The organism is Natrinema ejinorense, assembly GCF_002494345.1.
Taxonomy (GTDB): Archaea; Halobacteriota; Halobacteria; order Halobacteriales; family Natrialbaceae; genus Natrinema; species Natrinema longum.
The window spans coordinates 1,589,975-1,602,629 of the sequence record NZ_NXNI01000001.1; the positions used below are offsets into that span (position 1 = coordinate 1,589,975).

The 12,655-nt window shown below is 65.0% G+C and carries 15 protein-coding genes; 9 read left to right on the top strand and 6 right to left on the bottom strand.

Features of this window, described 5'->3' with window-relative positions; genetic code table 11:
* Positions 1-23 precede the first annotated feature (23 nt).
* Positions 24-845 (bottom strand): nucleoside phosphorylase, encoded by an 822-nt coding sequence (locus CP557_RS07885; protein ID WP_097379397.1) that lies wholly within the window; start codon positions 843-845, stop codon positions 24-26.
* Positions 846-904: 59 nt separating this feature from the next.
* Here CP557_RS07885 and CP557_RS07890 point away from each other — a divergent pair, with 59 nt between their 5' ends.
* From CP557_RS07890 to CP557_RS07900, 4 genes are all read left to right on the top strand, one after another.
* A complete protein-coding gene (locus CP557_RS07890; protein ID WP_097379398.1) occupies positions 905-1,336 on the top strand; it encodes a DUF488 family protein, N3 subclade in 432 nt (143 codons plus the stop codon).
* A 106-nt stretch (positions 1,337-1,442) separates the two neighbouring features.
* The gene (locus CP557_RS07895; protein WP_143825055.1) at positions 1,443-2,360 is read left to right on the top strand and encodes a winged helix-turn-helix domain-containing protein; all 918 of its coding nucleotides are present in this window, start codon (positions 1,443-1,445) and stop codon (positions 2,358-2,360) included.
* A gap of 193 nt (positions 2,361-2,553) precedes the next feature.
* A complete protein-coding gene (locus CP557_RS22505; RefSeq protein WP_169924356.1) occupies positions 2,554-2,715 on the top strand; it encodes a hypothetical protein in 162 nt (53 codons plus the stop codon).
* 136 nt (positions 2,716-2,851) lie between these two features.
* Entirely contained in the window at positions 2,852-3,853 is a 1,002-nt protein-coding gene (locus CP557_RS07900; protein WP_097379399.1) for a M23 family metallopeptidase, read from the top strand.
* A gap of 29 nt (positions 3,854-3,882) precedes the next feature.
* Here the strand turns inward: CP557_RS07900 and cdd are convergent, their stop codons facing one another.
* The 3 genes from cdd to CP557_RS07915 all read right to left on the bottom strand — a co-directional run bounded on the left by cdd (position 3,883) and on the right by CP557_RS07915 (position 6,435).
* Positions 3,883-4,272: a cytidine deaminase gene (gene cdd / locus CP557_RS07905; protein WP_097379400.1), complete on the bottom strand. Its 390-nt coding sequence runs from the start codon at positions 4,270-4,272 to the stop codon at positions 3,883-3,885.
* A 41-nt stretch (positions 4,273-4,313) separates the two neighbouring features.
* Positions 4,314-5,717 (bottom strand): phosphohexomutase domain-containing protein, encoded by a 1,404-nt coding sequence (locus CP557_RS07910; RefSeq protein WP_097379401.1) that lies wholly within the window; start codon positions 5,715-5,717, stop codon positions 4,314-4,316.
* Between the two features lie 79 nt (positions 5,718-5,796).
* A complete protein-coding gene (locus tag CP557_RS07915) occupies positions 5,797-6,435 on the bottom strand; it encodes a MaoC family dehydratase (protein ID WP_097379402.1) in 639 nt (212 codons plus the stop codon).
* Positions 6,436-6,697: 262 nt separating this feature from the next.
* Between CP557_RS07915 and CP557_RS07920 the strand changes: the two genes are divergently transcribed.
* The 5 genes from CP557_RS07920 to CP557_RS07940 all read left to right on the top strand — a co-directional run bounded on the left by CP557_RS07920 (position 6,698) and on the right by CP557_RS07940 (position 10,540).
* Complete coding sequence (locus CP557_RS07920; protein ID WP_097379403.1) at positions 6,698-7,018, top strand: AbrB/MazE/SpoVT family DNA-binding domain-containing protein; 321 nt, start codon at positions 6,698-6,700, stop codon at positions 7,016-7,018.
* Positions 7,015-7,500, top strand: a complete 486-nt coding sequence (locus tag CP557_RS07925) for a hypothetical protein (protein WP_097379404.1) — start codon at positions 7,015-7,017, stop codon at positions 7,498-7,500. The genes CP557_RS07920 and CP557_RS07925 overlap by 4 nt, the downstream gene beginning before the upstream one ends.
* A 51-nt stretch (positions 7,501-7,551) precedes the next feature.
* Entirely contained in the window at positions 7,552-8,097 is a 546-nt protein-coding gene (locus CP557_RS07930; RefSeq protein ID WP_097379405.1) for a poly(R)-hydroxyalkanoic acid synthase subunit PhaE, read from the top strand.
* Complete coding sequence (gene phaC, locus CP557_RS07935) at positions 8,094-9,671, top strand: class III poly(R)-hydroxyalkanoic acid synthase subunit PhaC (RefSeq protein ID WP_097379406.1); 1,578 nt, start codon at positions 8,094-8,096, stop codon at positions 9,669-9,671. Before CP557_RS07930 ends, phaC begins: the two co-directional genes overlap by 4 nt.
* Before the next feature lie 125 nt (positions 9,672-9,796).
* Positions 9,797-10,540 (top strand): beta-ketoacyl-ACP reductase, encoded by a 744-nt coding sequence (locus CP557_RS07940; protein ID WP_097379407.1) that lies wholly within the window; start codon positions 9,797-9,799, stop codon positions 10,538-10,540.
* Between the two features lie 92 nt (positions 10,541-10,632).
* On the opposite strand, the gene CP557_RS07945 is transcribed toward CP557_RS07940, so the two are convergent.
* Positions 10,633-11,379 (bottom strand): hypothetical protein, encoded by a 747-nt coding sequence (locus tag CP557_RS07945; protein WP_097379408.1) that lies wholly within the window; start codon positions 11,377-11,379, stop codon positions 10,633-10,635.
* A gap of 12 nt (positions 11,380-11,391) precedes the next feature.
* Complete coding sequence (locus tag CP557_RS07950) at positions 11,392-12,516, bottom strand: DUF4330 family protein (RefSeq protein ID WP_097379409.1); 1,125 nt, start codon at positions 12,514-12,516, stop codon at positions 11,392-11,394.
* Positions 12,517-12,655 lie beyond the last annotated feature (139 nt).

A 12,655-nucleotide genomic window follows, 5' to 3' on the forward strand; every position in this document is an offset into this window, starting at 1 on the left:
ACCGTCGTCGGCCCTCACTCGGGCTACTCGAGCGAGAGGCCGGCGTGCCAGCGATCCGCGCCGGCCTCGCGTTTGACGGCGTCCATCTTCGCGAGCAGGTGCGTCGCGAGCGTTGCGGTTTCGGCGGCGCGGGACTCGCCCTCGGTTCTGAACTCGCCGGTTTCGCGGTTGGCGTAGACGGTACAGACCGCGCCGGCGCGGAGGCCATACAGGTTCGCCAGCGTGAGGATGGCGCTGGCCTCCATCTCGATGTTCGCGACGTTGGCCGCTTTGAGTTCATCGACCAGGTCGTCGGCACCGGCGGCTTCGAACCCGCCGAACCCCGGCCGTCCCTGGCCGGCGTAGAACGAGTCCGAACTCATCGTGACGCCGGTGTGGTAGTCGTACCCGAGACGCTCGGCGGCGGCGACCAGCGCCGAGACGACCTCTTGATCCGCAGTGGCCGGGTAATCAGCCCGGACGTACTCGTCGCTGGTCCCCTCCTGACGGACCGCGCCGGTGGTGATCACCAGATCGCCGACGGCCATCCCGGGCTGGATCGCCCCACAGGAGCCGACCCGAACGAACGTATCCACGCCGACGCGAGCCAGTTCCTCGACGGCGATCGCCGCCGATGGGCTGCCGATGCCGGTCGAGGTGACCGAGATCGGCGTCCCCTCGTAACTCCCGGTCGCCGTTCGGTACTCGCGGTGGTGGCCGCGGATCTCGTGATCGTCCCAGAACGCCACGATCTTCTCGAGTCGTTCGGGGTTGCCCGGCAGGAGGGCGGTCTCGGCCACGTCCTCGGGACCGACCTCGAGGTGGTACTGTACGTCGGCGTTCGGATCTTCGCTGTCGCGGGACATCGAATAGCGAGGGTTCGGCCCGGCACCGTATATAAATGCGGGGCGGCCGTAGCGAGCGTATGGCACGCGGAACGCTCGCGGACACCTACGTCGCCGCGATCCAGCACGATCTGGTCGAGCTACCGGCGGACGCGACCCGCGTCGGCGTCGTCCGCCAGCCCACGTCGTGGTTTCACGCGGCCGTCGACGAGAACCGGCCGGCACTCGGCCCGCCGACCGAACTGCTCGAGTCGATGCGCGACCGCGAGGAGGACATGAAGATGCAGGGGCTCTGCGAGGAGGGCGCGCACAACGCCGCGTGGGACCAAGTCGGGTTCGGCGAGACGTACCGGGAGTACCTCGAGACGGACGACGCGCAGGCGGCCCTCGCAGCGCTCGAGGACCGGCTGGCCTCGGGGGAGTCGCTGGCGCTGGTCTGTTACGAGAACACCGAGAAGAAGCGGTGTCATCGGACGATCCTCAGAGAGTGGCTCGAGGAGAACGGACCGTAGGGCCGATCGGGTCCCACCGTGACCGCAAGCGAGACGCTCGAAACGAGTCCCGCGAAATCATGCAACTCGAGCGCGGACGTGTAAATGGTCGAACGGAGACGGAACGATGACCGCACCGGGAGAGGACGACGCAATCGACAGCGACGAGACGAGCGACGGCGAGGAGCCCGCCGAGCGCCGAGCGCCGGCCGACGCGTTTTCGGCGCTCAGCGATCCGCTCCGGGTCTCGATCCTGCAGGAACTGAGCGCCCACTACCGGACCAGCGACGAGGCGGCGATCGGGTTCGCCGACCTGCGCCGACGCGTCGGCGTCCGGGACCCGGGGCGGTTCCGCTACCATCTCAACGAACTCCGCGACGGGTTCGTCGAGAAGGCCGACGGCGGTTACCGGCTCACCCACGCCGGCGTGCAGGTGGTTGCAGCGATCCTCGCGGGAACCTACACGGAGGCCGTCTCGATGGGACCGACCGAACTGGACAGCGACTGTCCGTTCTGCGGTCGCCCGGCGGTCGCGACCTGCGAGGACGGCCGCTGTCTCGTCACCTGCGACAACGAGCACCCACTCTTCCAGTGGAGCGTGCCCCCCAACGCCACCGCCGACGCGACGCTGCCGGAGGTCGTCGATCTGGCCGAGTTGCTGGCGTCTCAGGCCATCGAGCAGTCGCTGCTCGGCGTCTGTCCGCAGTGTTACGACTCCATCGAGCCGACGGTCCTCGTCGACGGCCCGCCGCGCCCGCTCTTTCGTGCCGTCTGTGGCACCTGCGGCGGACGGATCGTGGGCCCGGTGGGCTTCTGTCTGCTCGTCGATCCCGACGTGACCGCGTTCTGTCGCCGGCACGGACTCACGCTGCGGGACGACCACGTCTGGGAGTTCCCGTTCGTCCGCGACGATTCGAGCGTCACCGTCCTCGAGGAGGACCCGCTCCGCCTCGCGTTCGATGTCACGCTCGGCGGCGAGTCGCTCTCGGCCACCGTCGACGGCCGCGGGCACGTCACCGCGGACGAGACGGGCGGCGCCGAGTGACGGGTGATGAGCAGCGACGGCTGCCGGACCGCCACCGACACCCACACTCAAATTCGCCACACGCGAAGTTCTCGAGTGCGTCGAGGTCACGTTCGACCTCGAGGACGGTTACGATCCGATCCACCACTCGGTTCACCCGACGCGACCGATCCGGCGTTCGGTCTACGCCGTCGTCGTCGCTGCGCCGGGGATCGTGCTCGGGTTCGTTCCCGCCACGATCGCCCTCGTGACCGGCAACCCCCTCACGATGCTCGTCAGTGTCGTCAGTGTCGTCCTGTTCTCGACAGACGTCGGCTCACTCATCACCGCCTGGCGCGACCTCGATTCGATAGCTGTCCCGGATCCGGCGTACTGAACGCTCCCTCGCGGTTCGGTGGCTACTACCGGGTCGGACTGTAGCCGGTGTGACTCAACTCAAGTATGTACTATTTCTAATAGAAAATCCGTTCTCCGAGCGTTCAAGCGGTCTCCAGCCGTCTCCCCAGATACCGATGTCGGACCCGAATACGCACCCGAACCTGCCGTCGGTCGACCGATCGAACGGACTGCGCTCTCGCCTCCCGAGCCCGACGTCTCTCGCGCTGCTGTTTTTCCTCGGGATTCCCGGCTCGCTGATCCCGTCGCTCAAGCGCCTCGAGTGGTTCTACCTGTTCGGGCTGTTCACGCTTTGGCACATGGTGACGGGCATCGTGCCGTCCCCGAGCGACGACGCCGAGGCAACCAACTGGATCTCGATGGGGACGCCGTCGGGGTTGCGGCCGCTCGTCTCGATGGTGTCCCTCCAGTTGAACCCGCTCATCCAGTGGCAGGGAGTGAAACAGATCGCCGGCCACGGTCTCACCTTCCTCCGGTATCGGCTTCGACTCCCCGATCTCGACCGGTTCGACCAGCAAGTCGACTACCGGCTGCCGGTTGAGGGCGAGTGGACCGTCGTCAATGGCGGGCCGACACGAGACACCTCCCACTCGTGGGGAATACTCGCCCAGCGGTACGCGTACGATCTGGTCGTGACCGACGACGACGGGCGAAGCTACGAGGGCAGCGGCGACCGTCCGGCGGAGTACCACTGTTTCGGCGAGCCCATCGTCGCGCCCGCCGATGGCGTTGTGGTCGCGGCCAGCGACGGCCACCGGGACTATCACCGTGCCGGCGGCTGGTTGGACCCGCGTCAGCGCGATCTGCGCGGGAACTTCCTGACGATCGAACACGCCACCGGCGAGTACAGCGTGCTCGCACACCTACGGAATGGGAGCCTCGAGGTCTCGAAAGGGGATCGCGTCGAGCGCGGGGAACGGGTCGCCCGCTGTGGCAACTCCGGGAACTCGTCGGAGCCACACCTCCACTTTCAGTTGCAGGACCGTCCCTCGTTCTTCCGTTCGATGGGGCTGCCGATTCACTTCTCGAACCTGCGACTCCGAGAGCCGGACGGCGAGGAGACGGTCCACGAACGCGCCTACATCGCCGCGGGACAGCGTGTGGCGTCCACAGAATGAGCACCTCGACGTAGCAGTGTCGACGCCAGTTACTCGAGCGTCTCCTGACTGATCGTGTTCGGCAACAGTTCGCCGAGCGTGTACTCGGTTACCTCGCTTTCCCCCTCGTCACAGCACACGACGAGGTCGTCGTCGCAGAACTCCGCGAGCGTCTGCCGGCACATCCCACAGGGGGTGACACCGTCGCGCCGGCCCGAACTCACGGCGAGCCGCGAGAACTCGCGGTGGCCGTTCTTGACCGCCTCCGCGACCGCGACCTCCTCGGCGTGGAGGCTGTTGCTGAAGTTCGCGTTCTCGAGGTTGCAGCCGACGAAGACCTCACCGTCGGCCGTCTCGAGGGCGGCACCGACCCGGTAGTCGGAGTAAGGGACGTGGGCCCTGTCTTGGACGTCTCGAGCGGCGGCTATCAGTTCGTTCATGGGACGTGCTTCGACGAGCGGGCACCAAAGAATGTCGACTCCTATCGCCCGTCCTCGACCGCCGCTTCGATGACCGTTCGCGCGTCGGCGACGAGGTCGTCGACGGCGTCGCTCTCCGCGTAGAGGCGCACGTACGGTTCCGTTCCGCTCGGGCGGACGAGGAGCCACGAGGCGTCCGCGAACTCGAGGCGGACGCCGTACTCCGTCTCGACCGCGGCCTCGGGGAACGCCTCGGGGAGGGTCGTCTCGAGGGTGGCCATGGCGTCGGCTTTGGCCGGGTCCGGACACTCGACGCTGACCTTTCGGTACGGCCGTTCGGTGACCGGCTCGCGAAGCGTCTCGGTATCGCCGGCAGCGGCGACGAGTGCAGCGACGACCGCGGCGCTGACGACGCCGTCGATCCAGCCGCCGAACGCGGTGTGGATGTGCTTCCAGGGCTCGGCGGCGAAGGCGAGTTCGGTGTCGGGGGTGCCCCGGGAGCGCTCCCGTGCGATCCCCTCGTGAAGCGACCCGAGACGGACGCGTTCGACCCGTCCGCCGGCCTCACGAACCCGCTCGTCGATGCGTGCGGAGGCGTTGGGCGTGGTGACGACGACGGGATCGTCGGCGTCGCTGGCCGCCGTATAGTGAGCCGCGACCACGGCGAGGATCGTGTCCTCGTGGATCACGTCACCGTCGGGGCCCAACACGACGAGGCGGTCGGCGTCGCCGTCGTGTGCCAGTCCGAGGTCGAACTCGCCACTCCTGAGGAACGCGGTGAACTCCGACAGCGTCTCCGGCGTGGGCTTGCTCTCTCGGCCCGGGAAGTGGCCGTCGACGGACGCGTTGATCGCCACGACCGTCGCGCCGAGTCGTTCGAGGACCTGCGGCGTCGCGAGCGCGCCGACGCCGTTCCCGCAATCAACGGCGATCCGCAGTCCCGAGAGGGGATCGCTCGCGGACACCTCCCCTGGGTGGCCGTCCGGGCTCCGATCCGCGAACTGCTCGCGAACGTAGCGGTCGACGGCGGATCGATACTCCTCGAGCACTGCGAGGCGCTCGGAGTCGCCCCACTCGTCCCAGGGAGCGAGCCGGGAGTCGTCGCTGGCGACCCGGTCGTCGATGGTCCGTTCGGCGTCCCTGTCGTACTCGACGCCGTCGACGAAGAGCTTGATGCCGTTGTCCGCGGGCGGATTGTGACTCGCGGTGAGCATCACGCCCCGTCGTCCCTGCGAGGCGAAGGCGAGTGCTGGCGTCGGCACCGCACCGACGCGGCGAACGTCCGCGCCGGCGCTTTCGAGGCCGGCTTCCATCGCGGCCGCGAGCGCCGGCCCCGTCTCTCGACCGTCGCGGCCGACGACGAACGTGTCGCCGGAATCGCCGGCGGCCTGGCCGACGGAAAGTGCCAGCGAGGGCGATACCTCCGTGACCGGACCACGGATTCCTGCGGTCCCAAACAGCGTCATGTGCGCCCGTTCCGCGAGCAACTACTTAGCAACGTTGCAACGCGTTCTCCGACCGAAGGCGTAGCATGGGCGAAAACAGTTATTCGGCGGGCATGTCGTCGATCAGCACGACGGCTTCGCCGTCGATCACGGTCACGTCGTCGTCCTCGTCGCGGACGACCGTCTCGAGTCGGTACTGATCGTTACCGAGATCCTCGACGATTTCGACGCGAGCGGATACTCGGTCGCCGATACCGACCGGGCCGCTGAACTCGAGGTCCTGGGAGAGATAGATAGTGAGTCCGGGAAGGCGAGCCAGCGCGGAGCTGATGAGTCCGGAGACGAGCGTGCCGTGGACGATGCGTTCGCCGAAGCGAGTGTCGGATGCGAACTCCTCGTCGAGGTGAAGACGGTTCGTGTCGCCGCTGACGGCGGCGAACGCTCGCACGTCCTGGTCGCTGAGGACCTTCTCGAAGGTGACCGTATCGCCGACGCTGATTCCGTCCGGATCGTCGACGGTGCGATCGAACTGCCAGTCGAGATCGGAGTAGTCGATCGACGGGATCGACGGGGCGATTCTGTTGCTATTCGATCCGTTTTCGGCAGTAGTGGACGGGAGCATCGCAGAAACTGCCGCTCGGTTCGCAGCAGTGGCGGTTCGAAGGAACCCCCGAGTCATGGCCGACCATGCGTCCGTCATGGCGGTAAGGTTGTCTTCGCCAGCGTTCTGGTGGGACATCTACGACCGGGTAAGTGTGGGGTGTATATGACTTCTTTGGCTGACCTAACAGCGTTTTACTGACCGAAATACGGAGTAATAGTCTCTTAGGAGGGCTGAGATGAAAAAATTCACCTCACAGCGAGTCGTCACGTTTCCTTCGACCGCGGGCCGCGTACGGCCGCCCTCGACAGCGACGAACCGATCCACCTTGCACCATCCAATGGCATCTAATGGTATCTAGTGGAAAGGCTTATTATGTCCGCGATCCAACGAACTGTTGATGACGGACGACTCCGACCGATCGCCCTGGTTCCCGCCTGCGATGTTTACAGAGCAGATGCAGGAAGCGGGCGAGCAGGTCGCCGAATCCCAGCAGGAGATGATGAAACAGTTGCTGCAGGCCACGTCGGCGAATCCGCTCGAGAACACGTCGGCCTTCGGGCCGATGAACATGGGCACGGCCACGTTCAAGGCCCGCGTCCAGAGCGGCGGTCGGATCAGCATCCCCGGCCCCGAACGGGAAGCCCTCGACATCGAAGAGGGCGACATCGTCCAGACGATCGTCGTCCCCGTCAAACGCAACCGAGAGGACCAATCATGACTCAGAACCCATTCACCGCAGTCTTCGACGCACAGCGCACCGCACTCGAACAGAGCCAATCACTCACCCACGACGCGATCAAGGCCCAGGAGAACTCGATCAGCGCCTTCGCCGACGCCGTCGAAACGTCGAACTCGCTGTTCGAATCCAACGCCGAACTGACCAAGGGCGCGATTCACGCCTACTTCGACGCCCTCGAGGCTTCCCTCCCCGAGGAGGCGGCCGACTTCGGCGAACTCCGCGAACTCGTCGACGAAGGCTTCGATTCGGCCACCGAGGCCCAGTCGCAGTCGATCCAGGCCTACCTCAACGCCCTCGAAGAGTCGGAAGTCGCTTACGAGGAGTTCGCCGCCAGCTACTCCGAGGTCGTCGACACGTCCTTCGACGCAGCGCTGGAGGCCCACGAGCAGGTCGAGGAGAACGTCAGCACCGTCGCCGAAAACGTCGAAGAGGCTGCCGACGAGTTCGACGTCTCGGCGTAGATCGTCGAACCGGCCGTACCCTTTTCACACTCGGCACCCAATTTTATTCCAATGACAGATTCACAGCCCCAGGCACAAAACTGGAACGCGTTCGTCGAACAGTGGAACGAGCAATTCCTCGAGGCCCTCGAGGACAATATGGAGGCCCAGGCCCAGTTCGTCGAGAGCTGGTCCGAGACGGTCGGTGAGATGAGCGAGGAGGAGGAATTCTCCGACGGCGTCGAGGGATACGCCCGCGCCTACGAGACCTGGATGAACGCCTCCCAGCAGATGGTCGACCGGATGAACGACCAACTCGAGGGGGAAGACGTCGACATCGAGGAGTTCCGCGACATCTGGCTCAACACGTCCAACGAGGCGTTCAAGGAGGTCATGTCGACGACGGCCTTCGCCAAGATGACCGGCGAAACCGTCGGCGACGTCCTCGAACTCCAGGAACAGGCCGACGAAGCCGCCGAGGAGACGCTACACACTCTCGGCTTCGCGACGGAGGGCGACGTCGTCGAAATCGGCGACCGACTCGTCGAACTCGAGCGCCGCCAGCACGCCGTCGAGGAGAAACTCGACCGCGTTCTCGAACACCTAGAGGAGCAATGAAGAACCCATACGCGACCGTTCTGGACATGCAACGGCAGGCCTGGGAGGCGACGGCCGACCTCGCCGAGAAGACCCGGGTCGCCCCCGAGCGGACCGAAACGTTCGAGAACGTCGAGGTCGGAGCGACGCCAAGCGAGGTCGTCTACGAGGAAAACAAACTCGAGCTCCTCCACTACGAGCCGATGACCGAGGAGCAACACGACATCCCCATCCTCATCGTCTACGCGCTGATCAACAAGCCGTACATCCTCGATCTCCAGCCGGATCGTTCCGTGGTCCAGACGCTGCTCGAGGCCGGCTTCGACGTCTACCTGATCGACTGGGGCGAGCCCTCGAAGCTGGACCGCTCGCTTTCGCTGGACGATTACGTCAACCGGTACATCGACAACTGCGTCGACGTCGTCCGCGAACGCTCCGGGCAGGACTCGATCAACATCCTCGGCTACTGCATGGGCGGCACGAAGTCGGCCATGTACGCCTCGCTGTACCCCGAAAAGGTCGAGAACCTGGCGCTGATGGCCGCCGGACTCTGCTTTACCGGCGACGGCGGCGTCCTCGAGCTCTGGGGCGGGGAGGAGTACTACGACCCCGACCGGGTCACGGACACCTTCGACAACGTCCCCGCGGAGTTCCTCGACGTCGGCTTCGCGCTGATGGACCCCGTCGCGAACAACGTGACGAAGTACGTCCGGTTCTACGACAACGTCGAAGACGAGGACTTCGTCGAGAACTTCGCCCGGATGGAACGCTGGCTCGACGAGGGGATCGACGTCGCGGGTGAGGCCTACGAGGAGTTCATCCGCGACATCTACCAGGACAACAAGCTCTACGAAAACGAGCTGTACCTGGGCGGCGAGCACGTCGATCTCACGAACATCGACATGCCCGTCCTCCAGATCGTCGCCGAGTACGACCACCTCATCCCGCCGGCGGCCTCCAAACCGTTCAACGACGTGATCGCCTCGGATGACACCGAGATCCTCGAGTTCGCGACGGGCCACATCGGCATGTCGGTCTCCTCACGGAGCCACGCCGAGCTCTGGCCCGATGTCTGTGAGTGGTTCGAGGACCGCTCGAACGGCGCGGATGCCGACGCCGAGCCGGAGACGCCAGTGGCTGAGGAACCGGACGCTGCCCTCACGGAAGACGTCGCGGGCGACGAATCGGGGACGGAGGAACTCGCGGACGGCAACTCGAGCGTCGAGGCGAGTTCCGATACCGGTCTCGACGCCGAGACGAGCGAGCTCCACGGGACGGATCGGTCGGACGAGGAAATCGTCGAGCGCGGCGAAGACGACGTTCAGGAAGAGCCCGCAGCGCCCGGCGAGATGACCGTCGACGAGGGCGTGGTCGAGGAAGTCGCCGGCGAGGACGCCGCGTCGGAGATCGAGTCCGAAACCGACGATTTGACCGACCTGAGGGGAGTCGGCGAAGCCTACGCCGAGGATCTCACCGCCGCGGGGATCGAAACGTTCGACGCGCTCGCGGCAGCCGACGTGGCGGAACTCGCCGCCGAAACCGGCATCGCCCCGAGCCGCATCGAAGACTGGATCGAACAGGCTCGAGAGCAGTAGTCGCGGCCCCGCCAGTGGGCACCGCTCGAGGACGTCTTCTCGCCCCTCCCTCGGAGTGTTCTCGGGTCAGATAACGTGATACCTAACAGGTCGTTATTTACCATCGGACGTTGAATGTGTGACCTATGTCCATGGATGGTCGTACCTGCGTCATCACAGGGTCAGCGCGGGGTATCGGTCGCGGTATCGCTCAGTACCTGGGAGAGGAAGGCGCAAACGTCGTTATCAACTACCGGTCGTCGGAGGGAGCTGCACAGGAAGCCGTCGACAGGATCGAGTCCACCGGCGGCTCCGCCGTTGCAGCCAGGGCGGACGTCTCCGATCGCGCGGAGGTCGAACACATGCGCGAGGTCTGTCACGAGGCCTTCGGTCCGGCCGACGTCCTCGTGAACAACGCCGGTATTACGGCTGATAAGCAGTTCACCGAGATGTCCCGCGAGGAGTGGGATCGGGTCATGGACGTCAACCTCGGTGGCATGTTCAACTGCACCCAACTGTTCTACGACGACATCTGGAACGCCGACGAGGGGCGGCTGATCAACATCTCGAGCGTCGTCGGCAAACAGGGCAACTTCGGCCAGGCCAACTACGCGACCGCAAAAAGCGGCATGTTCGGCTTCACGCGGACGATCGCCCTCGAACTCGCCAAAGGCGGGTCGACGGCCAACTGCGTCGCGCCCGGCTTCACCGCAACCGACATGCTCGAGAGCGTCCCCGACGAGGTCCTCGACCGGATCATCGCAGGGATTCCACTCGAGCGGCTTGCGGAAGTCGAGGACATCGCCGCGGTGGTCCGATTCCTCGCGAGCAAGGACTCCTCGTACGTTACCGGCGAAGTGATCGACGTCAACGGCGGAATGGATCTCTGAGTTCTGCCGGAGCATCGGTTCTTCTCGATACGCATCTGTAACGCGGGCGCGTCTCTAAGTAAACGGTGAGCAATGTCCGAACCGAGCGACAGTCATTCGTCGTCCGGTTCGTCGGTTCGTATCTCGGTTGCCGGCGGCTCCGGCGGTTCGAACACCGCAACGAGGAGCTGGACTGCCTGCATCTCGAGAAGGTCCTCGAGACTCCGTCGCGAACGGAGTCCGAGAGCCGCCAAGACAGCGGCGGTGAGGTGAACCCCGAGCAGCGGGAGATCGAGCGAGCCGCTGAGTCCGAGCACGATGAGCGAAACAGCAACGGTGGGGAGTGCGAAAACGCTCGCTGCTGCGAGCGGTCGGTCACGAACGGCGGTCCCGACTCGAGTCACAACTTCGGTGACGGCAGACGTCGGCATCGCGCCCGTCGCGCCATCCAGTACGCGATCGAGAATATCGAGGAACGGGCCGATCGCGTTGGTTTCGCGGAGATCGATGACGATAACGTCCGGCTCCGGCTCCGTCGTGAGCCACCGATAGCCAAACGACGATGTCGCGTACCGAGAGCACGTCTCTCCAAGGGCTGTGAGTCGCGCGCTCGAGGCGACCGCCTGTGCTCGCGTCCTCGTGGCCGTCATCGCGGACCGAAGTGCCGACCCGCTCGCGATCCGCTCGAGCACTGACGGCGATGGCGTAGCGGTCGTCTCTTCGGATTCGGAGGCCTGAGAGTCGTTTTGCCAGTGGGACAGCGATCCGAGCCGTGAGCGGTCGATAGCCGTCCGCATGCGATCGGCTACCGTCCGTCCGACCCGGACGACCACCGATCCATCGCGTGCGTTGGTGCTCATCTGTGTTCGCTGCTACTCGATCTGTGTGACCGTTCCGCTGACGGTCGTCGTCCCGAAGTCGAGGACCACCCTATCGCCGGTCCGAAGCGAGTCACCGTGGAATCGCACGCCAGTGTCGGTCCGTCGCGTCTGTAACTCGACGGAAAGCGTGACATCCTTGTTCTTCGGATGCTCGCGGAGGTAGATCTCTCCGCTCTCGCTCTCGAGGACGACGTCAGCCGCCTCAGTATCGACCGACTGGATCGTGACCAACGTCTCGCCACGGACGGTCTCGGTCATTCCCGAACTGAACTCGTCCGCGACCGCGGGCTGTATGTTCTCGAGTTCGATCTCGGCATCGACCGTCGTCGATTCGCCGGATTCCTGGTCAGTTCCGCGCCTGACTACTTTGCCGGAGAGATCGTAGCCGCCGGGGCTCAGACTGATCTGACTGCCGACGGTAACCGGCTGGCCGCCATACGTCGGCATGGATCCCTGCTGGTGCGTATTGAGTTCGGTACCGACGAGCGCCCGATACTGATCCCCGCCGACCGGGTACAGTTTGACGTTCGTTATCGTCGCCGTGGTGTACGGGCCGAGGGTAACGCTATCGCCCTCGGCGATCTCGTCAGCAGTCCGATCCGAGATCGTCGACTCGAGCAGCACGGGCGTTTCGTCGAGCGAGAGTGTCGAGCCGTCGGGTTCGAGGTTCGTCAAACGACCGGTGGCGGTGTACTCGTCCGTTTGAATCGCGAGTTCCGAACCGACGCGAAGGCGCTTCCCGGCGTACTCGAAGACCGGCTCCTCCCGGTCCTCGAGGTCGGCGGCTTGGCCGTTGATTTCGGCGCGGACCAGAACCTGTGACTGGTTTCCACCGTCGCTCGTCATCGAGGGTGTGACGTAGACATCGGTCACGGTGAGATTATGTGACGAGCCGTCGGCCCTGACGGTATCGCCCTCGGCCACGCGGTCGGCGACGTAATCGGGCTGTCCGCCGAGGTCGATAGTGGCATATCTGGTTTCGGATTCCCCATCCGAGCCGAGCACCCCAACGAACGCGACTCCCGCGACGAGGACGGCGAGCAAGAGGAGGACCGCCAGCGCGTCGATGACGTTGACGATCCCGAAGAGGTTGCCCTCGTCGTCAATCAGCGGCATGTATCACTCCGGATGACCATAGGCGAGAGAGTCGGTTCCTGTACCATAGGTATTGTCATGTCATATCTTCCACTGTCCGTCACAAGGGTAGACGGCTCCCGGGTAAAACTACTTGAGACGCCGATACTCATGCCCCTCC